Here is a 22210-nt window from a genome sequence, read left to right on the forward strand (position 1 = left end):
GCCGACGCCTTCGCCGCGGTCGCCGCCGCGTCCGCGACGGCGAGCGCACCGACGACCACGGCGAGCGCCGCACGGGCCGCGTCTCCCGCGGCACCTCGCGCGCGGGACACGGTGGCCGCGCTTCCGGAGCGCGAGCGCAGCGCGCTGCGCACGCTGTTCGCCGGCCGCAGCCTCGTACCCGCCTCGGCGCCGACGACGACGTCGGTGCGCGTCGCTTCCGCGCGGGTCTCCGACGCGACGCCGTCGGGCCTCGTCGCCATCCCGGCTGCGGGAATCGCGCAGGGCTTCCGCCCCGGACGCCCGGCGGTCGAGACGACCGGTTTCGCGGCGGGCCCCGCCGTCAGGCGCGTCGCCTCCGCTCCCTGAGACGAGACCGCGCGGAAGCGACATTTCCGCTAGCGGAACATCGGAGCCGGCGACCTTTCTCTGCGGCGAACCGGCGCGAGGGCCGATCCATCGCCTGACGCTCCGCGACCCGGCGTCGCAGTCGAACCTCCTTACGTTACGTAACATTCGATACGGCACGCGGAGATAAGCAAAGCTTAGGATGAATCGTGGTCCCCTCCGCCATCAAGAAGGAGGGTTGGCGATGTCCATCCGTGCTCTCGGCCTGGCCGTCTGTCTTGCGGTCTCGGCTCTGCTCACCGTCGCGCTCGGGCTCGTCCTGCACGGGAACCTGCGCGCCATCGAGGCCTCCCGGCAAATCGAGGAGGTCGCCGCCGTCAAGGCACAGCTCGGCGCCGCGAGCGCCGCCGTATCCACCGAGCGCGGCCTCGCGCAGCTCGCGCTGACGCTGCGCGAGCCGATCGAGCCCGCGCAAGCCGCACAGATCCGGGACGTTCGCCCTCGGGTCGATACAGCGCTCGCGGAGCTCGCCGCCACCGTGGAACGCGTCTCGCGCATCGCCGGCCGCGATGATCTCGCGTCGGCGATCGGCGAGGCCGAGGAGCGGCTCGTCGGCCTGCGCGCCACGCTCGACGACGAAGCCGCCCTCAAGGCCTTCCGCCGTTCTTCGGCCGCGGACGGCGTCGTGCCCGGCTACGACGACCTCATGCGCACCTTCTTCGACATCGGCGCGCTGGCCGAGCCGGCGGGTGCGCAGATCCCGTCGGTCGTCGCGCACGGCCTGTCGATGCAGCGGCTCGGCTGGGAGGCGCAGGCGTTCGCCAGCCGCGACCGCACGATGCTGCTCATCGGCGCGATCGCGAAGTGGCCGCTGGACCGGCTCACCGTCGAGCAGTCCCAGCAATCCTTCGAGCGCGCCGAGCAGGCGACGTCGGCGATCGCGCTCCTCGCCCGCCACCCGGAGATCACGCCGGCGCTGCGCGCCTCGGCGGCGGCGGTCGCGGACGGGCTCGCCGGCTACTCCGAGCTGCGCGCGCTGATGCTGGCGGAGGCCGGCACCGGCAACTTCCCGCTCGACGCCGACGCCTTCGCCGCGCAGGCCGACGCCCATCTCGCACCGGCGCTCGCGCTCTCGGAGGCCGGCGCGAGCCGCGCCGTCGAGGCGGCACGCGCGCTCGCGGACAAGGCGCGTCGGGATGCGATGCTCGCAGGCATCGGCCTCGGGCTGGGGCTGGTGGCGCTCGCCGTGCTGTCCTGGTTCATCCTTCTGCGGGTCTCGCGTCGCCTCGACGCGATGACCGTGCTCCTCCAGCGCGTCGCCGCGGGCGATCACTCGGTGGACGCCGCGCGCTATTCCGGCCGCGACGAGATCGGCCGCCTCGCGGGCGCCCTCGAGGTCTTCAAGACCAACGCGCGCGAGATGGAGCACCTGCGCGTGGCGCAGGAGGCCGAGCGGGCGAAGGCCGAGGCGGAGCGGCGCCGCGCGCTCGAGGAGATCGCGGCCACTCTCGAGGAGACGATCGACGCCGCCGCCGCGAGCCTCGTCGCCGCCGCGGGCGAGGCCGAAGCCGCGAGCGGGGCGCTCGCCGCCTCCGTCGCCACGACGGCCGAGCGCTCGGCCTCGGCGGCGCACCACACGGGCGAGAGCCGCAGCGTGATGACCGGGGTCGCTGCCGCGACGGAGGAGCTGACCGCGTCGCTCGGCGACGTCACCGGCCGCGTGCGCCGGGCGGCCGAGGTCTCCAGCGAGGCCGCGCGCAGCGCCGCGCGCACGAGCGCCACCGTCGCCGAGCTCGACGCCGCCGCGAGCCGCATCGAGGGCGTCACCAAGCTGATCGCCGCCATCGCCGAGCAGACCAACCTGCTCGCGCTCAACGCGACCATCGAAGCCGCCCGCGCGGGCGAGGCGGGCCGCGGCTTCGCGGTCGTCGCGGCGGAGGTCAAGGAGCTCGCCGGCCAGACCGGGCGCGCGACCGAGGAGATCTCGGCCCAGATCGCCGCCATGCAGGAGACGACGAAGCGCTCGGTCGCGGCCGTCGACGAGATCGGTGGCGTGGTGCGCGAGATCGACACGATCTCCGGCACGATCGCCGGCGCGGTCGACCAGCAGGCGGCCGCGACCACGGAGATCGCCGAGCGCATTTCGTCGGCGGCGGCACGCACGGACGGCATCGCCCAGGACGTGTCGGACCTCTCGCGGCTCGCCGGCGAGGCCGGCGCCGCAGCCCGCAGCGCGCGGGACGCGACCGAGCGCATGCGCGCCCAGGCGGACGGTCTCGCCGGACGCGTCGCCGACTTCGTGGCGCGCCTGCGCGCGGCGTGATCCTCACGCGGTCGTGAAGGCGCCGGCGAGGCGGGCGCAAGTCTCTATCAGCGCAGAGCTTTTCTGACGAGCGGCGGGGTCTCCCCGCCGCTCGATCACGTTCGCGGCGGCGCTCGGCGGCCCGTGCCGAAACCGGATGGCGCCACCGCTCGAACATGCGCGTCGACGGGCGGATGGTCCGCGCGTCCCAGTCGAGGCCATGATTTGCACGAACACGGATTCGTGAGCGAGTCGTGAGGAGGCTATCAAGCTGGAACCAAATGCCGACGGCGTACGCGAGTGGAAAAAACTCTTTTTAATACTGAATTATAGCACCACTCGTGCCTGCTCGCCTCGACACCCTCCGCCTCAGGACGACCGTTCATTACTTGCATCCACGCAAATTCGTGAGTGCGAACGGAGCCGTAGCAATTCGCGCCGCCGCACCGAAATCAGGTGCATCGGACGGGACGCTCGATCGCTCCCGCCCCCAGGACCAGACGAAAGGAAACACGATCATGAAGACGCTCCGCACCCTGACCCTCGCCGCCTTCGCCGTCGCGCTCGCCGGCCCGGCCTTCGCCGCCGCCTCCGAGGTCACCCTCTACGACGCGCCGCAGCAGAAGGACGCCTTCTTCCAGAGCCAGCGCGGCGTGACGCCCGACGTGAACGTCACCGGCTCGCTCGTCGCCCCGGCGCCGCTCGGCGTCTCCGGCGGGACCCCCTTCTGGTCCGCTCACGAGGCGATCCGCCTGCAGGCCGAGGACACCAACTGATCCTCGAGCCCCAGCGCTCCGGCGGGGCGGCACTGCGCCGCCCCGCCCCGACCGACCACCACCGAGACCCTGACCATTCCACAGGAGAGACCCAGATGAAGACGCTCCGTACCCTGACCCTCGCCGCCTTCGCCGTCGCGCTCGCCGGCCCGGCCTTCGCCGCCGCCTCCGAGGTCACCCTCTACGACGCGCCGCAGCAGAAGGACGCCTTCTTCCAGAGCCAGCGCGGCGTGACGCCGGACGTCGACGTCACCGGCTCGCTCGCCGCCCCGGCGCCGGTCGGCGTCTCCGGCGGGACCCCCTTCTGGTCCGCCCACGAGGCGATCCGCCTGCAGGCCGAGGATCACGGCTGAGCCACCTGCCGGTGACGGCATGACGACGCCCGCCGGACCGACCGTCCGGCGGGCGTCGCGCGTTCTCAGGGCTCGGATGCGCGGCGATCCGCCTCGTCCGCCGCCCGCTGGGCGACGAGCGCCCAGACCGTGGCGATCGGCCAGCCGAGGATCGTCGCCTGCAGGATGAACGCGCCGCAGGCGGCGAGGTAGCGCTCGAGCATCACGAGCGCGACGAAGGGCAGGATCAGGGCGAGCACGAAGGCGACCAAGACGGGGCTCCGGGGCGAGCGACGGCATGCCGCGAGCAGCCTAGCAGAGCCGCCGCGCCCCGGAATCGGGAGGAGACCCGATGCCGCCCCGGTCAGCGCGCCATCTCCTCGCCGGCCAAGCGCTCGCTGCCGACCCAGGTCCCCAGCACCGTGCTCCCCTCCGCCCCGAAGAGCACGACCTGGTAGGGCTCCGGCGCGAAGCCGGGTGTCTCCATGCCGGGCGAGCCCATCGGCATGCCCGGCACCGCGATGCCGTCGACCTTAGGGCGCTGCGCGAGGAGCGCCTCGATGGCGGAGACCGGCACGTGGCCCTCGACGACATAGCCGTCGATCTCCGCCGTGTGGCAGGAGGCGAGCGCGCCGGGCACGCCGAGCGCCGCCTTGACCTGCGCCATCAGCGACGTGGGGCGCGCCTCGACCACGAAGCCGGCGGCCTCCATCTGCTCGGCCCAGGCCGTGCAACAGCCGCACAGCGGGTCCTTGTGGACGATCATCGTCCGCTCCGCAGGCGCGGCGGCGGCGGAGCCGACGGCCAGCGGCAGCAGGATAGCCAGCGCGGCGGCGCCGGCGAGGGTGCGGGTCGGCATGGCGATGCTCCTCGATCGATCGGTGCCGAAGGTAGATTTCCACGGCGCGAACGACAAGCGCGTCGGGCGCCCGGGGCGTTCCGGTCCCGGCGGAGAGGTGCATGCCCGCCCATGGCGGGTTCGCGGCCCGCTCGATCGGGAACGGAATCGGGCTTGGGTCGATTCGCTCCCCAGCAAGGAGTGAGCCGACGATGTCCTACTGGCGCTTCGCCGCGATGATCGCGACCTCCACTGTCGTCATGTACGGCCTGATGTATCTCAACACCTACGCCTGGGAGCACGTCTTCTGGTCGCAGACCCGGTTGTGGATGGCGCTGCTCATGGGCGCCGTCATGGCCGTTGTCATGCTCTCCTACATGCTGAGCATGTACTCGAGCCGCAACCTGAACCTCGCCATCTACGCGGGATCGATCGCGGTGTTCGCGCTGTCGCTGTGGCTCGTGCGCAGCCAGACGACCGTCGACGACCAGGACTGGATGCGCGCCATGATCCCCCACCACTCCATCGCGATCCTCACCTCCGAGCGCGCGCGGATTTCCGACCCGCGGGTGCGCGCGCTCGCCGACGAGATCATCGCCGCGCAGGAACGCGAGATCGCCGAGATGCGGCGGCTGATCGAGGACCTGGAGGAGCGGGACTGACGACGCGGCCGCCGGACGGACCGGGCTCGCCGGCCGCATCCGCTTACTCGAAGAACGGCCGGATCGGCTCCAGGCAGCCGGCGTCGACCTGGGCCTCCGGCGCGTCGAGGAAGTTCGCCGCGAGGACACGGGCGCAGGCGAGCGAGGCGAGGAGGTCGTGCGCCTGGCCGCGGAAGCTCACGAGCTGCGCGTTCGGGAGCGTGCCCGCGATCTCCCGCGCCCAGCGGGTGGGCGTCAGCGGGTCGGCGTCTCCCGTGAGGACGAGGGTCGGGATCGCGCTCTCGACGGGCGCCGCCGGCTCCGGCACGGCCGGCACGTCCCAGACCGGGCAGATCTGCGCATAGACCGCGTTCGGCACGCCGCCGGCGAACCAGAACCCGTCGCCCACCGCCTCCACCATCTTGCTCTCGTCGAAGAAGGGCACGTCCTCGCGGCAGCGGACGGACAGGTGGAGCCCCGCCGCCATGCCGTCGAAGGGCGGCGGGCCGCCGACGCCGAAGATCTCGGCGAGCTGCGCATCCGTGAGCGCGACACGCCCGCGCAGGAGCCCATCGAGTGCGGCGATCGACCGCGGCAGCGTCCGCGACGGGGGGATGAAGGCCATCTTTCCGGCGATCATGGAGACCACGTCTGGCCAGGCGATCTCGACACGCGTCGGCGCCCGTGTCTGCGGGTCGGGAAACATCGCCTGGAGCGGAGCCTCGGCGAGCCGAGCCTCGATACGCCGCAGCCGCTCGCCGAGATCTCCGTAGGTCTCCGCGCAGTATCCGTCGGCCGCGCAATCGGCGACCAGCTGCTCGATCAGGCGGGGGCGCTCCGCGACGAGGGCGCCGTCGCGGTCGGGCGCGAGGGGCAGCGGCGAGTTGAGGACGGCGGCGCGGATGCCGTCGGGATCGACGCGCATCGCCTCCTGCGCCAGCTTCGCGCCGTAGGACGTGCCGACGAGGTTCCAGCGGGAGAAGCCGAAGGCCCTGCGGATGGCGGCGAGATCGCGGGCGGCGGCGCGCGTGTCGAAGGCCTCGAGCGCGATGCCGTCGGCGACGAGCGCCGCGCGACAGGCCCGCAGCTCGTCGACGAGCGCGCCCGCGGACGCGAAGCCCGGATTGTCGAAGCGGTTGCCGTCGAGCAACGTCGCGGGAATGTCCGGGCAGGCGAGGCTCGGGACCGAGCGGCCGGTGCCGCGCTGGTCGACGAGGACGACGCTGCGGCTGCGCCGCAGCTCCAGCGCCGGGCCCCAGGTCTCGATCATGTCCGAGGCCGCCTGCCCCGGCCCTCCCGCGAGGACGACGACGGGGTTCGGCTCGCCGTCGCGGGTGGGATTGCTGAGCACCGTCAGGTGGACGCCGACCCGCGGCGCGTCCTCGGGCAGGCGCCCGGCCTCGTCCACCGCGTCCCAGGACATGGGCAGCCAGGCGAGGAAGCAGGCGGCGGGGTCGTCCGGCGGCGTGCCGATCGTGCAGCGCACCTGCTCGATGCCCACCTCCTGCGGATCGAGGCGCGCGGACGGCTCGTCGGCCGCGGCCGACGCGGCGAGCAGGACGAGCGCGGCGGCGCTCGCGGTTGCGACGAAGCGTGCGGCCATCCGATTCCCCCGGTCGTTCTGCGGCGATATCCCTGCTACAACCCTGTGCCTTCGAGCGCCAGAGCACCACGTCACCGCCGCCTCCGCATGGGTGCACGACAGAATTCCGGCTTGCCTCGACGGCGATTTCGTGCACGATCCGTTCTCATGACGAAACGCTCCGGCAGCGCCGATCTCCCGCTCCACGGCGGCCGCGTCCCCCGCTGGCTCGGGGAGCGGATGACCGCGCTCGGCGCCGTGATGGCGGAAGCGATCGTGATCGAGTACGGGCGCGACGAGTTCCTGAGGCGCCTCGCGCATCCGTTCTGGTTCCAGAGCTTCGGCGCCGTCATCGGGATGGACTGGCACTCGTCGGGCGTCACGACGAGCGTGCTCGGCGCGCTCAAGCGCGGGCTCGGGCCGCGCGCGGGCGAGCTCGGCATCCACGTCTGCGGCGGGCGCGGGCGCCAGTCGCGGGCGACGCCGGCGGAGCTCGTCGCGGTCGGCGAGCGCACCGGCATCGACGGCGCGGCGCTGGCCCGGGCGAGCCGCCTCGTCGCGAAGGTCGATTCCGCCGCGGTGCAGGACGGGTTCGATCTCTACCTCCACGGCTTCGTCGTCACCGACGACGGCCGCTGGGCGGTGATCCAGCAGGGCATGAACGGCGAGCGCCGGCAGGCGCGGCGCTACCATTGGCTCTCGGAGGGGCTGGCGGAGGGGCGCTCGGGCTTCCTCGACAGCCCGCACGCGGCGGTGGACGGGCCGGGCCAGGGCACCATCGTCAACCTCGCCGACCGCCGCGCCGCCGTCTCGCGCGTCCGCCAGCTCGACCTGCTGGCGGAGCTGGGGCCGGACGGTATCGTCGGCGAGATCGCGCGGCTCGACGCGGCGGCCGGGCGCGCGCCGGCGCCGGAGGAGCCGGCACAGCCGATGCTGCCGCATCTCGCGATGCCGGCGCACGAGGAGGTGCGCTCCGAGAACGTGGTGGCGCGCCGCCTGCACGGGGCGCTCGCCGCCGCCGCCGAGCGCGGTCCCGCAGACTTCCCCGACCTGCTGCTGACGCCGGGCGTCGGCGCACGCACCGTGCTCTCGCTCGCGATGGTGGCGGAGGTGGTCCACGGCGCACCCTGCCGCTTCAGCGACCCGGCGCGGTTCTCCCTCGCTCACGGCGGCAAGGACCGCAATCCCTATCCCGTCCCCACCGCGGTCTACGACCGCACCATCGCGGTGATGAAGGCCGCGGTGCGCAAGGCGCGCCTCGGCGAGGCGGACGCGCTCGCCGCCCTGCACCGCCTCGACGCCCAGGCCCGCCGGCTCGAGGCGACCGCGGAGGGGCCGTCGGTGGACGCGTTCATGGCGCAGGAGCGGGCGCGCTCGCACGAGTACGGCGGGCGCAGCGTGTTCGGGTGGGAGCGGGCGCCGGAGAACGGGGACGCACGGGCGGTCGAGGGTTCGTGAAGCGCGCAAGGCATCGCTCGATCGCTCTCGCGCGTTGGGTCGAAGCCGGCAGGCGACAGCCCGCCGGCGTCCCATTCATGCCTCGAGCAAGAGCGTCCGAACAGGAAACCCCATGCCCGACACTACCCACAACGACCGCGTCCTCCTCATCACCGGCGCCTCGACCGGCATCGGCGCCGCGACCGCGCGGCGAGCCGTCGAGGCCGGCTGGCGCGTGGCGCTGGCCGCGCGCTCGACGGACAAGCTCGCCGCCCTCGCCGACGAGGTGGGCGCGGAGCGCGCGACGACGATTCCGTGCGACGTCACCGACCCTGCCGACCAGGAGCGCATGGCGGCGACCGTGATCGAACGCTTCGGGCGCCTCGACGCCGTCTTCGCCAATGCCGGCGTCGGCGGCGAGCCCGGCGGCTTCTCGGGGGCGCCGCCGGAGAGCTGGCGGCGGATCGTCGAGGTCAACATCCTAGGCGTCGCCCACACCCTGCGCGCGACGCTCCCCCACGTGAAGGCGGCGCGCGGGCACGTGCTAATCACCGGCTCCATCGCCGGCCGCCGGACGCTCGCCGGCTCGATGTACGGGGCCAGCAAATGGGCCGTCACCGCCATCGGCTACAACCTGCGCGAGGAGCTCGCCGGCACCGGCGTGCGCGTCACGCTGATCGAGCCGGGCATGGTGGACACGCCCTTCTTCGACGAGGCGAAGCCCGATGCGCTGCGCCCGGACGACGTCGCCCGCGGCGTCGTCTATGCGCTCTCGCAGCCCGCCGGTGTCGACGTGAGCGAGCTCGTGATCCTCCCGACGCCGAAAGCGACCTGAGCGCGCCGCCTGCGGCTCAGCCCGCCGCGCGGTCGAGGGTGCGGCCCGGCCGCGCGCCGGTCCCCGCGCCCTCGCGCCAGACCTCGCGGCCGTTGACGAGCACGCTGCGGATGCCCTCCGCCGGGCGCGTCGGCGTCTCGTAGGTGGCACCTTCGCGGATGGTCTGCGGGTCGAAGAGGACGAGGTCGGCGAAAGCGCCCTCGACGATGCGCCCGCGTCCGGCGAGCCCGAAGCGGTCCGCCGGCATCGAGGTCATGCGCCGCACCGCCTCCTCGAGCGTGAACAGCGGGTGCTCGCGCACGTAGCGCCCCAGCACGCGGGGGAAAGTGCCCCAGGTGCGCGGATGCGGGTGGGAGCCCTTGGCGATCCCGTCCGAGCAGACGATCGTGTGCTCGTAGGCGAGGATTCGCTGCACGTCGCCCTCGTCCATGATGAAGAAGATGCCGGTCGCCGGCAGGAGACGCTCCACCGCGGCGTCGAGGTCGACACCCCAATCCGCCGCCACGTCGGCGAGGTCGCGCCCGGCGCATTCCGGATGCGGCTTCGACTCCGCGACGATGACCCGCGTCGCCTGGCGGTGGCGGCCGGAGTTCAGCATGGTCGAGGAGGCGATCCACGGCGTCGTGTCGAGCCCCACGTCCTGGCGCCCGCGGGCCTCGTCGATGATCCGCAGCGTCGTCTCCGAGAGCCCGTGATTGGCGAGCCCGGCGCATTTGTGGTGGGAGACGTGCACGCCGCAGCAGGCCTCGCGACCGATCTGCAGCGTCTCCTGGAGCGCCTCGATAACCCGGTCGCCCTCGTCGCGCATGTGCGTGACGTAGAGCTTGCCGTGGGCCTGCGCCACCTCGGCCATGGCGACGAGCTCGGAGGTCGGCGCCGCCCGCGCCGGCGGATAGAACGGCCCAGTGGAGAGGCCGATGCCGCCCTCCCCCAAGGCCCGGTCGAGCGCCGCACGCATGGCGGCGATCTCGCGCGCGTCCGCCGCCCGGCCGAGATCCGCGACCTCGTTGATGCGCAAGGTCCCGTGGCCGATGAGGCAGGCGGTGTTCACGGCGGGCGGCGCGGCGTCGAGGCGCGCTCTGTAGGCGGCGTAGCTCCCGAAGAGCGGCGCGTCCTCGCCGAGGATCATGCCCAGCGGCGCGGGCCAGGGGCCGGGACGCGTCAGGGGCGCGATCGAGAAGCCGCAATTGCCGTTGATGATCGTCGTCACGCCCTGGCTGACCATGCAGGCCATGTCCGGATCCGCCAGCACGACCTCGTCGTGATGCGTGTGCGGGTCGATGAAGCCCGGCGCCAGCGCGAGCCCCGCACAGTCCTCGACCCGGTTCGCTCCCCAGCGCGAAAGGTCGCCGACGGCGGCGATCCTGTCGTCGACGACGGCGACGTCCCCGGTGCGGCGCGGGGCGCCGGTGCCGTCGATGATCTCGGCGTTGCGAAACAGGATGTCGGCCCGCATGCGGGTGCCTCCTCGAATGCGTCTCGATTGGGAGCGTATGCCGGCTCAGCCGTCGGCGTCGTGCGCGGACTCGCCCGAGCCCGCCGGGTCGCCGCACCAGCGCGCGGCGAGGTGGACGAGGATGACCACCACCATCAGCGGCACCGCGATGGCGACGGCGAGCGTCGGCAGGTCGAGCGTGCTCGCCGTCATGCGGGCGTGGCGCAGCAGGAAGCCGCGCTCGAAGTTCATGCCGGGCCCGTAGACGCTGTGCCAGAGGATCGGCAGCAGGTAGACGAGCACGACGACCGACTGCATCACGGCCGCGCCGACCGCGAGCGCGGCGAGCCGCGGGCGCGGGTTCTGGAACATGGCGGGGTCGAAGCGGCGCTTGAACGACATCGTCGCGCCCATCAACCCCGCCCAGATCATGGCGTAGCGCGCCAGCTCCTCCGTCCACGCCGGCGGCGAGGAGAAGGCATAGCGCGCCACGACCTGGATCATCACCGCGACGACGAGGACGCACAGGAAGGTCACGGTCAGCGCCCGCGCCATGCGGTCGAGCCCGTCGCTCGCGGCGATGACGGCCCTGCCCAGCGTCCTCGTCATGACACGCCTCCGATCCAGCGCGGCGTCACTGGCCGCGCACCTGCGCCAGCGCGTCGAGATAGGCCTGGAGATCCTCGGCCGTCATGATCGCCTCCCAGGTCGGGCGCGTCGCCTCCGCCATCTTGTCGCGCTCGCCCGGCGCGAGCTCGGAGAGGGTGACGCCCGCCTCCAGGTGGCGCTCGGTGACGATCCCGGACCACTCCGCGATCCACGCCCGGTTCGCCTCGATCCCCGCCTCGATCGCCGCGTCGATCGTCGCCTGCTCGTCGTCCGAGAGGGAGGCGTACCAGTCCTCGGAGATCAGCACGGCGCGGGTCGAGGGCGAGATGTTGGCCTGGGTGAAATGCTTGAGGAACTCCGTGTGGCCGGTGCGGATGGCGGAGTTCGGCGGGTTGAGGTAGCCGTCGGCGATGCCGGTCTGGATCGCGTTCGCCACCTCCGACCAGGCGACGATCGTCCCGTTGGCGCCCAGCGCCTCGATGTACTCGAGCTGCTCGGCGTTGAGCGCGCGGAAGCGGATGCCCTCGAGGTCCGCCATCCGGGTGATCGCGACCTCGGTGTTGTGGATGCCGATCGGCATGCCGATGTAGTTGAAGCCCGCGAGCCGCACGCCGTTGGGTAGCAGCGGTGCGTTCATCTGGTCGAGCAGGTCAGTCTGCGCGATGATCGCGTCGAACTCGTCGTTCGACTCGAACATGAAGGGCAGGAGCACGCCGCGCAGCAGCGGGCTCATGCCGAAGGCGGTGGAGACGGTGGCGAGGTTCACCTCGACGAGGCCCTGCGCGATCTGGTCGAAGCGCTCCTGCTCGCTGCCGAGCGTATCGGAGGCGAAGACCGTCGCCGTGAACCCGGAGCCGTCGAGCGCCTGCGCGAAGCCGCGCGCGAAGGCGGCCTCGGCGTTGGTGACGGGATCGTCGACGCCGTTCATGGCGATCTTGATCTCGGCCGCCCGCGCCGCGTCCGGCACGAGGGCCGTGCCGACGAGGAGGGCCGCCGCGAGTAGCGCTGGGGTGAAGGCTGTCCGGGTCATGTCCGCTCTCCTTTGGTTGTTCTCTCTGGTCGGTCGGGCCGGCCTCAGGCGAGGCCGAGCGCACGCGGCAGGGCCAGCGTGATCGCGGGGAAGAGGGTGAGCAGCGCCAGGATGCCGAGCTCCGCCACGAGGAAGGGCAGCGTCGCCCGGATGAGGCGCCAGTAGTTCATCTTCACGGTCGTCGCGAGGATGAGGAGCACGCCGCCCAGCGGCGGCGACAGCAGCCCCGTCGTGATGTTGAAGCAGATCACGATTCCCAGGTGCACCGGATCGATGCCCATCGCGAGCGCGGGCGGCACGAAGATCGGCGCGAAGAGCGCGACCGCCGCCTTCACGTCCATCGCCATGCCGGCGACGAGGAAGACGACGTTGACGAGCATCAGGTAGCCGAGCGGCGAGAGGCCGAAGCCGGCCACCGCCGCGGCGATCGCCTGCGGCCATTGCTGGAGCGCAGCGAGATAGCTGAAGGTCGAGATGGCGCACAGGATGATGAACAGCGCGCCCAGCAGCACGCCGGTGCGCTTCAGGCTCGCCAGCACCCGCGCCGTATCGAGATCGCCGTAGGCGACGCCGATGGCGAGCGCCGCGACGACCGCGACCGCGGCGGCTTCCGCCGGCGTCATCACGCCGAACAGCGTACCGCCGAGGATGATCACAGGCAGCGTCAGGGCGGGGAGCGCCTTGGCGAAGGAGGGCAGCAGCCTGGGGACCTCGACCCCGGCGCCGCCGGGATGGTCGTCACGCCAGGCGTAGAAGGCGTTCATCGCCATGAGCACGCCGGCGAGCAGGAGGCCCGGCACGATGCCGGCCGCGAAGAGCGCGGCGACGGAGGTCTCCATCAGGGCGCCGTAGAAGATCAGGATCGTGCTCGGCGGGATGATCGGCCCGATGATCGAGGACGCGCCGGTGATCGCGGCGGCGTAGTCGAGCTTGTAGCCGCGCCGCGTCATCTCGGGCACCAGCGCGTTGCCGAGCGCGGCCGCGTCCGACACCGCGGAGCCGGAGACGCCGGCGAAGAACACGCTGGTGAGCACGTTGACGTGCCCGAGCCCGCCCTTCAGCCGCCCGACCAGCGCCATCGAGAAGTCGATGAGCGCCTTGGCGAGGCCGCCGCGGTTCATCAGGTCGCCGGCGAGGATGAAGAGCGGCATCGCCAGGAAGGCGAAGACGTCGAGCTGCGAGAACAGCCGCTGCGGCAGGACCGCGAGGAAGCGCGTGTTGTCGGCGATGACGAAGGTCAGCACCGCCGCCGCGCCGATGGCGTAGGCGATCGCCGCCCCCGACAGGAGGCCGACCACGAGAAAGCCGATGACGATGCCAGCCTGCATCCCGCGCAGTCCCCTCGGGCGGCCGATCGCCGCAGCTCGAAGGGCAGTAGAGAAGCCGGCGTCCGTTTCGGAAAGAGAAAAGATTTGCACCTCGCATAGAGGCTTTCTATGGATGTGTTCGAGGTTTCCTCATGCGCTTCGTCACCGTTCAACGTCTGCAGGTCTTCTGCGCCGTCTTCGAGCAGGGGTCGGTGAGCGCCGCCGCGCGCCTGCTCCGGCTCTCGCAGCCGACGGTGAGCCGGCTCCTGCGCGACTTCGAGCGGGCGGTGGGGCTGCCGCTGTTCGTGCTGGAGCGCGGGCGCATCTATCCCACGGCGGAGGCGGAAGGAATCTACGCCGAGAGCCGTTTCCTCGGCGACGGGCTCGATCGGCTCGAGCGGGCCATCGCGGAGGTGCGCACCGGCCAGGGCCGGCGCTTCTCCATCACCTGCGTGGGCCTGCTCGCGCAGCTCCACCTGCCCCGCGCCATCGCCGAGGTGGCGCGGCGGATGCCGGAGCTCGAGATCGACGTGGACGTCGGCGGCGCGATCCAGCAGCTCGCCGCCCTGCGTGCCGGCCGCGCCGACATCGGCATCGTCGCGGGCGCGGTGGATGCGCCGGACCTCCATGCGACGCGCATCGGCGAAGGCCGCCTCGTGGCGCTCGTCCCCGCCGGCCATCCGTGGGAGGGCCGCACGGCGGTGTCGCAGGAGGAGATCGCCGCCGAGCCGCGGCTCATCGGCATGCCGCTCGACCGGCCGATCGGGCGGCTCGTCGCGCACCTCGTGCCGGCGGAGGGTGCGGGCGGGCGCGAGCGCGTCACCGCGAGCTCGCTCATCGCGGTGCCGAACCTGGTACGCACCCTCGGGCGCGTCTCGATCGTGGACGAGTTCACGGCGGAGGCCGCGACGCATGTCGGCGTCGCGGCCGTGCCGATCGCGCCGCCGCTCGTGTTCGAGATCCTGGCGCTCTCCGTGCGGCCGCTCGAGACACGCCGCGCCGGGCCGATCCTCGTCGAGACCCTGCGCGACGTTCTCGCCGCCCGCTGAGTCCGCTACTGCGGACCCATGAAGAGGTTCGGCAGGAACAGGCTCAGCTGCGGGAAGGCGGCGAGGCAGGCCAGCACGATGAGTAGCGGGATGAAGAACGGCATTACCGCCCGCACGATGTCCTCGATCGGCGTCTGCGCGATCCGCGAGGTGACGTAGAGCCCGATTCCGAGCGGCGGCGTGGCGATGCCGAGGATCAGCGACATCTGCAGCACGATGCCGAAATGCACCCGGTCGATGCCGTAGGCGTCGACGAGGGGCAGCAGGATCGGCACGAGGAGCAGCTTGATCGTGATCCCGTCGATGAAGCAGCCGAGCACGAGCACGGTCACCGAAACGACGAGCAGGAACATCCCGATCGAGGAGACGTGGTCGGGGATGCCGCGCGCCAGATCCTGCGGGATCTGCTCGATGGCGAGCAGCCACCCCATCGATCCGGCGAAGCCGATGATGATCATGATCATCGCCGTGATCAGCACCGTCTCGGTGAGCGCCTTCGTCAGCGCCTCCCAGGTCAGCGTGCGGAAGATCGCGCCGAGCAGGATGACGTAGCCCGACGCCAGCACGCCGGCCTCGGAGGCGGTCGTCGTCCCCGTTAGGATGCCGCCCATGATGATCGCGGGCGCGATCAGCGCGGAGGCCCCCGACAGGGTCTGGCGCCAGACCTCGCCTGCGCTCGCCTTCTCCTGCTGGGGGAAGTCGATGCGGGTGGCGAGCAACCGATTGAAGATCATCAGGGCGACCGCGACGAGGAGCCCCGGCACGATGCCCGCGAGGAACATGCGCGCCACCGACGTGTTCGACAGGAAGGCGTAGACGACGAGCGGCACGGAGGGCGGGATGAACGGCGCCACGATCGCCGAGACCGCCGTGATCGCGGCGGCGAAGGCGGGCTTGTAGCCGCGCTCGCGCATCGCCTTGATCTCGACCGCGCCGAGCCCGGCGATGTCGGCGACCGCCGCGCCGGTGCCGCCCGCGAGCAGCACGGAGGCGAGCACGTTCACCTGCGCGAGGCCGGCGCGGAAATGGCCGACGAGCGCGTTCGCCAGGTTGAAGATGCGCTCGGTGATCCCGATCGCGTTCATCAGGTTGCCGGTGAGCACGAAGAACGGGATCGCCAGCAGCGAGGCGTTCCCCGCCCCCTCCAGCACCTTCATCGGCACGATCCAGAGCGTGCTGGAGAACCCCGCCGCCATCAGCGCGCCGATGACGGCTATGCCGATCGCCATGGTGATCGGCGTGCGCAGCGCGATGAGCGCGAGGAAGCCCGCGAAGAGCGCGGCGGCGGTCATGGGCGGGCCTCCCTCGGCTCGGGCGTCGTGCCGTCGGAGGCGGCCTGCGCCTCGCGCGCGGCGCGCTCCGGGTCCGCGAGCGCAAGCACCGCCTCGCGCAGGTCGAGCAGGAACTGGCAGGCGATCAGGAAGCACGACACGAACAGCGGCACCGAGAGCCAGTAGCGCTGGATCCCGACGAGGTCGATGACGCCGACCTGGCGGGGAATGAGCGTCGGCGCCTGCGCGAGCACGGTGGCGAGGAGCGCGAGCGCCAGGAGATCGACGAGCACGCGCACGAGCGCCCGCCCCCGGCCGGGAAGCCGCCTCACGAAGACGTCGACGGCGACGTCCTGCCCGCGGCGGTAGATGCAGTAGAAGCCGAGGAAGATCATCCAGACGAAGAGCACCCCCGTCCAGGGGAAGACCCAGATGATGCCCCTGTCGAGGACGAGGCGCGAGAGGATGTTGGCGAGGTTGATCGCCAGCATGGCGAGGAGCAGCCCGTTAGCCGCCGCCAGGAAGATCCTGTCGGCGGCCGAGAGGCCCCGGTCGAGGAGCCGCCACATGGCTCAGTTCGCGGCGCGGGAGGCGTCGACGGCCTCGAGGAACCCGGCGGGGAGTGCCCCGTCGGCGTCCATCTGCCGGTAGAGCTCGGCCATGCGCGCGACGAACGGCCCCGTGTCGACGACGGAATAGGAGACGTCCTCGGCGGCCATCCGCTCGAGCGATTCCTCGGCGACGCGATCCGTCTCGGCGGCGAACTCGGCCGCGACCTCGTCGTAGGCCTCCAGAATCTGCGCGCGGGTCTCCTCGTCGAGCCCGTTCCAAGCGTCGGCGTTCGCCATGAAGGCGAGGCCCTGCGGGTACTCGTCGTGGCGGGTGATGTGGGGCGCCACCTCGTAGAAGCGCATCGGCTCGACGAGGGCGACGGGGCTGTTCACCGCCTCGACGATGCCGCGGCCGAGCGACTCGTAGACCTCGGTCCAGGCGAGCGTGCGCACCTCGGCGCCCAGATGCCGCCAGGCGGCGGCCGCGAGCTCGTCGGGATGGAGGCGCAGCTTCAGGCCCGCGACGTCGTCCAGGCTCTCGATCGGCTTCGTCGAGACCATCACGCGATAGGGGCCCCGCACCATCTTGGTGGAATCGCCGATGACGGCGATGCCCGCCTCGTCTTCGATCGTCGCGTGCCAGCCGTCGACGAGATCGCTCGCCATGAAGCGCGACCAGTGCTCGCGATCGTCGAAGAGGAAGGGCGCGCTGACGAACTTCATCTCCGGCACCCACTTCTGCAGGTAGGCCGAGCCTTCCGGGTAGATGTGGACGGTGCCGAGCTGGAGCTGCTCGAGGATGGCGTCGTCCTTGCCGAGCTGCTCGTTGGGGTAGACCTCCACGGTGATCTCGCCGTCGGTCTTCTCCCCGATGCGGTCGGCCACCGCCTGGAAGATGCGGCCCTCGATCGAGTCGGCCGGCATCTTGTGGGCCATGCGCCAGGTCTCCGCCTGCGCCGCGCCCGCGGCGACGAGGGCGGTGGTCGCCACGAGGGCGAGCAAGAAGGTGTTGGTCTTCATCGTCGGGTCCTCCCGTTGGGTGCTGGGACCGCGGCCGGCGTTCCCGTTGTGCTCGGCCGCGGCGGGGTCGATCAGCGCGCGGCCATCACCTTGGCCGTCGCGCCGGAGATCTCCGGCAGCTTCTCGCCGGCGCGCAGGCGGTCGAGGAGCGAGAGCTCGCGCTCCTGCATCCCGATCGCCCGCTCGGCCACGGCCTGGACCTGGCCGGGCTTGAGGAAGAGCACGCCGCTCTCGTCGGCGAGCACGGCGTCGCCGGGCTCCACCGCGCAGCCGCCGACGCTGACGGGCACGTTCATCGCGCCCTCGAGGCCGAGCAGCTTCGTCGTGATCGGCGACGGCCCGCGGCACCACACGGGCATCGCGCAGCGGCGGATCTCGTTGAAGTCCGTCGCAGGGCCGTCGATCACGGCGCCGACCACGCCCGCGAGCTTCGCCGCGTTGGTGACGACGCCGCCCCAGCAGGCGTGGCGGGTGTCGCCGGCGCGGTCGATGACGAGGAAGTCGCCGGGCCGCACGAGGGCGAGGGCATGATGCAGGAGCGTCGAATCCGCGCCGGGGATGCGCAGGGTGACCGCTGTGCCGGCGACGCGGGTCTCCGGCAGCACGCCGCGCAGCGCCGCGTCCGCGAACTGGCTGTGCAGGAAGTGACCGACGGTGGCGGTCTCGACCTGCTCGAGCAGGCGCACGAGCCGCGGCTCGATCTGGCGGGGAAGGTCTCTGATCTCGAACACGGGGCGGCTCACAGCACGTGGTGGGTGGCGACGGGAACGTTCTGGCGTACGCGGGCCTGGTACTCCGCGTCGATGCGCGCGACCGCGTGGCCCGGGTGGTCGCCCACCTGCGCGACGACATGGCCCCAGGGGTCGATGATCATGCTGTGGCCGTAGCAGGCCTTGCGGCCGCCGGCGTGGGTGCCGACCTGGCCGCTGGCGAGGACGTGCGTCTGCGTCTCGATCGCGCGCGCCCGCAGCAGCACCTCCCAATGGTCCTTGCCTGTCATCAGCGTGAAGGCCGCGGGCAGCACGATCAGGTCGGCGCCCCGGTCGCGCAGGGCGCGGAACAGCTCGGGGAAGCGCAGGTCGTAGCAGATCGAGCAGCCGATCGTGTAGCCGCCGCAGGAATAGGTGACGATCTCGCGCCCCGGCGAGATCGTCTCGCTCTCGCGATGGCGCATGCCGCCGGGCACGTCGACGTCGAAGAGGTGGATCTTGCGGTAGCGCGCGATCTCGCGGCCCTGCGGGTCGAACACGAGGCTCGTGTTGTAGTAGCGCTCGCCGTCGGTCTCGACGATGCTGCCGCCGTGCAGCGTCACACCGTGCGTGCGGGCGAGCTCGGCCATGGTCGCATAGGCTTCGCCGTCCGGGAAGCGCTCGGCGCTGGCGTGGAACTCGGCCGGGCCGTCGCCGAGGCAGGCCCAGTATTCGGGCAGGACCACGAGGTCCGGCTTGTCCTGCGCGGCCTCGTCCACGAGACGTCGGGCGGCATCGAGGTTCGCCCCCTTGTCTCCCTGCGCGTTCATCTGTACGACCGCGACCTTCATCCGTGACCTCCCTCAGAGTTCGTTCGTGAACATCTTCGCGAGGGGGTCCGGGATCTGTCAAAAGACAAATTTCTGTCGCCGCGATCGGTTTTCGTTATGCAACCGCTCGCTACCAGGCGAGCGCGGGATCCTGCGCCGCACAAAAGTCGCGCGCCACCTCCCGGGCGAGATCGGCGAGCGCGGCGGGCAGATGCGAGGTCGGCCCGTCCCGGAACGTCGCCTGGAAGCCGAGCGGCGGGAAGGGCTGGCGCACGTCGAGCCGCACGAGCTCGCCGCGCTCGAGCTCGCGGCGCACCACGGTCGGCGGGATGGCCGCGATGCCGATGCCGTCGACCGTCATGCGGATGATGGTGGCGAGCGAGTTCGTCGAGTAGAAGGTCGTCTCGTCTTCCGGGAAGCGGCTGAAGTAGCGCATCATCGCCTGGTGCGGCTGCGAGCAGCGCGGGAAGGACACGATCGCGTGCCGCACGAGGTCGCCGATGTCGAGGGGGCCTCCGTGCAGGCCGAGCGCGGGCGAGGCCAGCCAGGCCGACGCGTAGGTGCACAGGTCGATGTCGACCATCTCCGGCCCGCCGACCGGCCCCATGATCAATCCCAGGTCGATCTCGCCGGCGACGAGCATGTCGATGAGCCGCAGGCTCGTGTCGGCGACGAGCTCGAGGTCGATGCGGGGATGCGTCGCCCGCGAGCGGCGAATGAAGTCGATCAGCCAGGTGTGCGAGATCGTGTCGATGACGCCGCCGCGCGCCGGCCCCCGCAGCCCTGCGCCGGCCGCGACGTCGCGGTAGAACTCCTTCCCGCCCCGCAGCATCCGTGCGGCGTGGGCGAGCGCGCGCGCGCCCTCCGGCGTGAGCCGCACGTCGCGCGGCTCACGCAGGAAGAGCTTGACGCCGAGCTCGCGCTCCAGCGACGCGATCCGCGCCGACACCGCGGCCTGGGTGGCGTGCATCCGCTCGGCCGCGAGCGTGAAGCTGCGCAGATGCGCCACCCAGACGAAGGTCTCGAGGAACGTCAGGTTCATCGCCGCGCCGTCTCCCGGACGCAGTCGAGCACCGGGGGGCGGGGCGCGCAAGGGGCGGGGTGCGGTGAGGTTCTGGGTGGGGGCGCACGGGGCACGATCACGCCCACATGCGGACCCGAAGACATGTTCGAGCGCCGCTCGCCGCGTCGGCGCGTGACCTCCCGGTGCACGGTCGCCACGCCCCGGATCGTATCTCCCCCACGAGCGTTGGAGCAAGCAGAACGCCCGCGTCGCCGGACCGACCGAACTCCGATCAGGTCACGGCGACCGAGAACGCCCTCACGCCATCCCGAGCGCCTGCATGTACAGCTCCAGGATCGCCTCCTCCTCCTGGCGCTCGGAGGCGTCCTTCTTGCGGATCCTGAGGATCTGGCGCACGGCCTTGGCGTCGAAGCCACGGCCCTTCAGCTCGGCGAACACGTCCTTGATGTCGGACTGGATGCCGGCCTTCTCCTCCTCGAGCCGCTCGATGCGCTCGATGAACTGGCGCAGCTCGTCGGCGGCTACCCCGGAATCGGCGACGTCGGCGACCATGGCGATGTCCTCTCGTGATGCAAGCGGGCGAGGCGTGCCGGCGGCGGCACGCGAGACGAGGCGGTTGCGATAGAGAAGCGCGGGGGCTCTGGCAAGAGCGGGGGAGACACAGCGGGCGGGGTGCGTCCGGGGCCGGTCAGGCGAAAGGGACGTAATCCGGCTTCAGCTGATCGCTCAGCCGCGTCCCGTCGGGACCCGCGATCTTGTAGCAGCCTGGGAAAGGCTGGTTTCGCACCGCGTCCGCGCGCTCCGAGCGCCAGACGGTCTCGAAGGAGTCCGTCGCGCAATTGCCCATGAAGCTGTGCTCGCGCGCGATGTCGCAGCCGAGCACGTCGAAATCGCTGGTGACGTTGATGTGCGTCCAGCCCGCTGAGCAGACGCCGCAGTCGAAAGACGCTTCGCGGTGCAGCGACGCCTCGGGATCGACGCGTGCGGAGCCCATCGCCCGCAGCTGAATGCGCAGCGAGGGGAGGAACAGATCGGGTGGAAATTGCGCGGCGTAGTCGGCGAGCCGCAGCCAGAACTCCAGCGCCCGACCCTCGTCGAGCAGGATCTCGGGGTGCTCCAGCGCGGAGGAGGTGCGCTGGACATTGAGGAAGTGAAAGCGCTTGATGCGCGGATAGTAGCGTTCGATGACGAGATGGGCGGTGTCGACGTTGCCACTGTGGACCACGGTGGCGAGCTGCAGATCGATGTCCGTCTCGCACAGCTTGTCGATCGTGCGCACGACCCGCGCCGTCTTGCCACGCACCGGGTCGTTGATCGCGGGATCGATCGAATCGATCGAGATCTGAAGGATGAAGTCGCGTGCCGTCGTGCAGCGGGCGAGTTCCGCGATGAGCCGATCGGAGAGCGCCACGCCGTTGGAGAGCATGCCCACGCGCATGCCCGCCTTCACCGTGCGCCCGACGATGTCGAGGACGCGCGGGTGCAGGCTCGGCTCGCCGCCCGCGAGCGTCAGATCGAACACCTGCATGTCGATCAGCTCGTCGACGAGGCTCATGACGCGGGTCGGGTCCATACGCCGGCCGGAAAACGGCTTCGCATAGCAGTATGCGCAATCGAGGTTGCAGTAGTCCGTCAGCCAGAGGCAGACGGTCAACGGGGCGCGGAGCGGCTGGCGGATCATGACGCGTGAGGGCTCAGCAGGCCCACCGCCTTGAGCTGGGCGACGAAGCCCTCGACCTCGGCGGTACCGAAGCCTTCCCGCGTCTTGTCCGTGAGCGCGATCGTCCCATCCCCTTCGCGATGGAGCTTCTGCAGCCGCTCGAAGAGCTCGGCACCCGCCTCGTTGAGCTTGTAGACACGATCGGACCGGGGCTCGAACACGATGGCCCCGAAGTCCTCCCGGCGCATGATCGCCGTGCGCAGCGGATCGAGATCGGGCCGGCGACCGACGCCGGCGGCCTTCGTGTGGTTGGTGATCCAGCGGTTGGAGATCCACTGGGCGCTCCAATCGGACGGAACCGACGTGAGGCCGTCCGGATCGAGCGTCCGAAAGGCCTGCTCCTCCAGCTGGTTGCGCTCGACGAGCGCGCCGCCGATGTCGTGCTGGAGCTCGGAGAAGCGCTTGAGGTACGTCTCGTGCCCCTTGCCGACTGGGAACTCCTGGTTGAGGGAGTACATGTACAGCTCGATCGACGGAGCCTCGCGGACGTCCTTGGTCTTCCGGCTCATGACAAGCCTCCAATGGCGGGTCGCACTTCAACCCTACCAATGATGCCACGAGATCGTGCGTGATGTAAGTACACTCGG

At 71.4% G+C, this 22210-nt stretch carries 24 protein-coding genes; 8 read left to right on the forward strand and 16 right to left on the reverse strand.

What is annotated here, in order from left to right; all coding sequences use genetic code 11:
- The 4 genes from ACTZWW_RS16825 to ACTZWW_RS16840 all read left to right on the forward strand — a co-directional run.
- Positions 1 to 366 (forward strand): hypothetical protein (locus ACTZWW_RS16825; protein ID WP_444782127.1); only part of this gene is annotated, 366 nt, incomplete at its 5' end.
- Between the two features lie 223 nt (positions 367 to 589).
- On the forward strand, positions 590 to 2668 hold the full coding sequence (locus tag ACTZWW_RS16830; protein WP_444782128.1) for a methyl-accepting chemotaxis protein: 2079 nt from the start codon (positions 590 to 592) through the stop codon (positions 2666 to 2668).
- Between the two features lie 497 nt (positions 2669 to 3165).
- Positions 3166 to 3423, forward strand: coding sequence for a hypothetical protein (locus ACTZWW_RS16835; protein WP_444782129.1), 258 nt, complete (start codon positions 3166 to 3168; stop codon positions 3421 to 3423).
- Positions 3424 to 3518: 95 nt separating this feature from the next.
- Positions 3519 to 3776, forward strand: coding sequence for a hypothetical protein (locus ACTZWW_RS16840; protein ID WP_444782130.1), 258 nt, complete (start codon positions 3519 to 3521; stop codon positions 3774 to 3776).
- A gap of 65 nt (positions 3777 to 3841) precedes the next feature.
- Here the strand turns inward: ACTZWW_RS16840 and ACTZWW_RS16845 are convergent, their stop codons facing one another.
- Positions 3842 to 4027: a hypothetical protein gene (locus ACTZWW_RS16845; protein WP_444782131.1), complete on the reverse strand. Its 186-nt coding sequence runs from the start codon at positions 4025 to 4027 to the stop codon at positions 3842 to 3844.
- A gap of 92 nt (positions 4028 to 4119) precedes the next feature.
- On the reverse strand, positions 4120 to 4614 hold the full coding sequence (locus ACTZWW_RS16850; protein WP_444782132.1) for a DUF411 domain-containing protein: 495 nt from the start codon (positions 4612 to 4614) through the stop codon (positions 4120 to 4122).
- Between the two features lie 191 nt (positions 4615 to 4805).
- Here ACTZWW_RS16850 and ACTZWW_RS16855 point away from each other — a divergent pair, with 191 nt between their 5' ends.
- Complete coding sequence (locus ACTZWW_RS16855; RefSeq protein WP_444782133.1) at positions 4806 to 5255, forward strand: DUF305 domain-containing protein; 450 nt, start codon at positions 4806 to 4808, stop codon at positions 5253 to 5255.
- A 43-nt stretch (positions 5256 to 5298) separates the two neighbouring features.
- Here ACTZWW_RS16855 and ACTZWW_RS16860 read toward each other — a convergent pair whose 3' ends face one another.
- Complete coding sequence (locus ACTZWW_RS16860; protein ID WP_444782134.1) at positions 5299 to 6837, reverse strand: alpha/beta fold hydrolase; 1539 nt, start codon at positions 6835 to 6837, stop codon at positions 5299 to 5301.
- A gap of 147 nt (positions 6838 to 6984) precedes the next feature.
- Between ACTZWW_RS16860 and ACTZWW_RS16865 the strand changes: the two genes are divergently transcribed.
- Together ACTZWW_RS16865 and ACTZWW_RS16870 are read left to right on the forward strand one after the other, a co-directional pair.
- Positions 6985 to 8274, forward strand: a complete 1290-nt coding sequence (locus ACTZWW_RS16865; protein WP_444782135.1) for a DUF763 domain-containing protein — start codon at positions 6985 to 6987, stop codon at positions 8272 to 8274.
- 112 nt (positions 8275 to 8386) lie between these two features.
- Positions 8387 to 9088, forward strand: a complete 702-nt coding sequence (locus tag ACTZWW_RS16870) for an SDR family oxidoreductase (RefSeq protein WP_444782136.1) — start codon at positions 8387 to 8389, stop codon at positions 9086 to 9088.
- Positions 9089 to 9104: 16 nt separating this feature from the next.
- On the opposite strand, the gene ACTZWW_RS16875 is transcribed toward ACTZWW_RS16870, so the two are convergent.
- The 4 genes from ACTZWW_RS16875 to ACTZWW_RS16890 are packed head-to-tail and all read right to left on the reverse strand — an operon-like array spanning position 9105 to position 13490.
- Entirely contained in the window at positions 9105 to 10544 is a 1440-nt protein-coding gene (locus tag ACTZWW_RS16875) for an N-acyl-D-amino-acid deacylase family protein (RefSeq protein WP_444782137.1), read from the reverse strand.
- 45 nt (positions 10545 to 10589) lie between these two features.
- Positions 10590 to 11132: a TRAP transporter small permease gene (locus ACTZWW_RS16880; protein ID WP_444782138.1), complete on the reverse strand. Its 543-nt coding sequence runs from the start codon at positions 11130 to 11132 to the stop codon at positions 10590 to 10592.
- A gap of 25 nt (positions 11133 to 11157) precedes the next feature.
- Positions 11158 to 12162, reverse strand: coding sequence for a TRAP transporter substrate-binding protein (locus tag ACTZWW_RS16885; RefSeq protein WP_444782139.1), 1005 nt, complete (start codon positions 12160 to 12162; stop codon positions 11158 to 11160).
- A gap of 44 nt (positions 12163 to 12206) precedes the next feature.
- A complete protein-coding gene (locus ACTZWW_RS16890; protein WP_444782140.1) occupies positions 12207 to 13490 on the reverse strand; it encodes a TRAP transporter large permease in 1284 nt (427 codons plus the stop codon).
- Positions 13491 to 13621: 131 nt separating this feature from the next.
- Between ACTZWW_RS16890 and ACTZWW_RS16895 the strand changes: the two genes are divergently transcribed.
- On the forward strand, positions 13622 to 14518 hold the full coding sequence (locus tag ACTZWW_RS16895) for a LysR family transcriptional regulator (RefSeq protein WP_444782141.1): 897 nt from the start codon (positions 13622 to 13624) through the stop codon (positions 14516 to 14518).
- Positions 14519 to 14523: 5 nt separating this feature from the next.
- On the opposite strand, the gene ACTZWW_RS16900 is transcribed toward ACTZWW_RS16895, so the two are convergent.
- From ACTZWW_RS16900 to ACTZWW_RS16940, 9 genes are all read right to left on the reverse strand, one after another.
- Positions 14524 to 15810: a TRAP transporter large permease gene (locus tag ACTZWW_RS16900; RefSeq protein ID WP_444782142.1), complete on the reverse strand. Its 1287-nt coding sequence runs from the start codon at positions 15808 to 15810 to the stop codon at positions 14524 to 14526.
- On the reverse strand, positions 15807 to 16358 hold the full coding sequence (locus tag ACTZWW_RS16905) for a TRAP transporter small permease (protein WP_444782143.1): 552 nt from the start codon (positions 16356 to 16358) through the stop codon (positions 15807 to 15809). Before ACTZWW_RS16905 ends, ACTZWW_RS16900 begins: the two co-directional genes overlap by 4 nt.
- A 3-nt stretch (positions 16359 to 16361) precedes the next feature.
- Complete coding sequence (locus ACTZWW_RS16910) at positions 16362 to 17360, reverse strand: TRAP transporter substrate-binding protein (protein WP_444782144.1); 999 nt, start codon at positions 17358 to 17360, stop codon at positions 16362 to 16364.
- Positions 17361 to 17431: 71 nt separating this feature from the next.
- Entirely contained in the window at positions 17432 to 18091 is a 660-nt protein-coding gene (locus ACTZWW_RS16915; protein ID WP_444782145.1) for an RraA family protein, read from the reverse strand.
- 8 nt (positions 18092 to 18099) lie between these two features.
- Positions 18100 to 18900: a carbon-nitrogen hydrolase family protein gene (locus ACTZWW_RS16920; RefSeq protein ID WP_444782146.1), complete on the reverse strand. Its 801-nt coding sequence runs from the start codon at positions 18898 to 18900 to the stop codon at positions 18100 to 18102.
- 109 nt (positions 18901 to 19009) lie between these two features.
- Positions 19010 to 19921, reverse strand: a complete 912-nt coding sequence (locus tag ACTZWW_RS16925; RefSeq protein WP_444782147.1) for a LysR family transcriptional regulator — start codon at positions 19919 to 19921, stop codon at positions 19010 to 19012.
- Positions 19922 to 20200: 279 nt separating this feature from the next.
- Entirely contained in the window at positions 20201 to 20455 is a 255-nt protein-coding gene (locus ACTZWW_RS16930) for a DUF2312 domain-containing protein (protein WP_029030785.1), read from the reverse strand.
- 136 nt (positions 20456 to 20591) lie between these two features.
- Positions 20592 to 21584: a radical SAM/SPASM domain-containing protein gene (locus ACTZWW_RS16935; protein ID WP_444782148.1), complete on the reverse strand. Its 993-nt coding sequence runs from the start codon at positions 21582 to 21584 to the stop codon at positions 20592 to 20594.
- Entirely contained in the window at positions 21581 to 22132 is a 552-nt protein-coding gene (locus ACTZWW_RS16940; protein WP_444782149.1) for a PqqD family protein, read from the reverse strand. Before ACTZWW_RS16940 ends, ACTZWW_RS16935 begins: the two co-directional genes overlap by 4 nt.
- Between the last annotated feature and the right edge of the window lie 78 nt (positions 22133 to 22210).

Source organism: Salinarimonas sp. NSM (assembly GCF_052380005.1).
Lineage (GTDB): Bacteria > Pseudomonadota > Alphaproteobacteria > Rhizobiales > Beijerinckiaceae > Salinarimonas.

What these genes read in the sequence shown, in the direction of transcription:
- ACTZWW_RS16830 (WP_444782128.1), top strand. Translation starts at nt 590, where the DNA reads ATGTCCATCCGTGCTCTCGGCCTGGCCGTCTGTCTTGCGGTCTCGGCT.
- ACTZWW_RS16835 (WP_444782129.1), top strand. Translation starts at nt 3,166, where the DNA reads ATGAAGACGCTCCGCACCCTGACCCTCGCCGCCTTCGCCGTCGCGCTC.
- ACTZWW_RS16840 (WP_444782130.1), top strand. Translation starts at nt 3,519, where the DNA reads ATGAAGACGCTCCGTACCCTGACCCTCGCCGCCTTCGCCGTCGCGCTC.
- ACTZWW_RS16850 (WP_444782132.1), bottom strand. Translation starts at nt 4,614, where the DNA reads ATGCCGACCCGCACCCTCGCCGGCGCCGCCGCGCTGGCTATCCTGCTG.
- ACTZWW_RS16855 (WP_444782133.1), top strand. Translation starts at nt 4,806, where the DNA reads ATGTCCTACTGGCGCTTCGCCGCGATGATCGCGACCTCCACTGTCGTC.
- ACTZWW_RS16860 (WP_444782134.1), bottom strand. Translation starts at nt 6,837, where the DNA reads ATGGCCGCACGCTTCGTCGCAACCGCGAGCGCCGCCGCGCTCGTCCTG.
- ACTZWW_RS16865 (WP_444782135.1), top strand. Translation starts at nt 6,985, where the DNA reads ATGACGAAACGCTCCGGCAGCGCCGATCTCCCGCTCCACGGCGGCCGC.
- ACTZWW_RS16870 (WP_444782136.1), top strand. Translation starts at nt 8,387, where the DNA reads ATGCCCGACACTACCCACAACGACCGCGTCCTCCTCATCACCGGCGCC.
- ACTZWW_RS16875 (WP_444782137.1), bottom strand. Translation starts at nt 10,544, where the DNA reads ATGCGGGCCGACATCCTGTTTCGCAACGCCGAGATCATCGACGGCACC.
- ACTZWW_RS16880 (WP_444782138.1), bottom strand. Translation starts at nt 11,132, where the DNA reads ATGACGAGGACGCTGGGCAGGGCCGTCATCGCCGCGAGCGACGGGCTC.
- ACTZWW_RS16885 (WP_444782139.1), bottom strand. Translation starts at nt 12,162, where the DNA reads ATGACCCGGACAGCCTTCACCCCAGCGCTACTCGCGGCGGCCCTCCTC.
- ACTZWW_RS16890 (WP_444782140.1), bottom strand. Translation starts at nt 13,490, where the DNA reads ATGCAGGCTGGCATCGTCATCGGCTTTCTCGTGGTCGGCCTCCTGTCG.
- ACTZWW_RS16895 (WP_444782141.1), top strand. Translation starts at nt 13,622, where the DNA reads ATGCGCTTCGTCACCGTTCAACGTCTGCAGGTCTTCTGCGCCGTCTTC.
- ACTZWW_RS16900 (WP_444782142.1), bottom strand. Translation starts at nt 15,810, where the DNA reads ATGACCGCCGCCGCGCTCTTCGCGGGCTTCCTCGCGCTCATCGCGCTG.
- ACTZWW_RS16905 (WP_444782143.1), bottom strand. Translation starts at nt 16,358, where the DNA reads ATGTGGCGGCTCCTCGACCGGGGCCTCTCGGCCGCCGACAGGATCTTC.
- ACTZWW_RS16910 (WP_444782144.1), bottom strand. Translation starts at nt 17,360, where the DNA reads ATGAAGACCAACACCTTCTTGCTCGCCCTCGTGGCGACCACCGCCCTC.
- ACTZWW_RS16920 (WP_444782146.1), bottom strand. Translation starts at nt 18,900, where the DNA reads ATGAAGGTCGCGGTCGTACAGATGAACGCGCAGGGAGACAAGGGGGCG.
- ACTZWW_RS16925 (WP_444782147.1), bottom strand. Translation starts at nt 19,921, where the DNA reads ATGAACCTGACGTTCCTCGAGACCTTCGTCTGGGTGGCGCATCTGCGC.
- ACTZWW_RS16930 (WP_029030785.1), bottom strand. Translation starts at nt 20,455, where the DNA reads ATGGTCGCCGACGTCGCCGATTCCGGGGTAGCCGCCGACGAGCTGCGC.
- ACTZWW_RS16935 (WP_444782148.1), bottom strand. Translation starts at nt 21,584, where the DNA reads ATGATCCGCCAGCCGCTCCGCGCCCCGTTGACCGTCTGCCTCTGGCTG.
- ACTZWW_RS16940 (WP_444782149.1), bottom strand. Translation starts at nt 22,132, where the DNA reads ATGAGCCGGAAGACCAAGGACGTCCGCGAGGCTCCGTCGATCGAGCTG.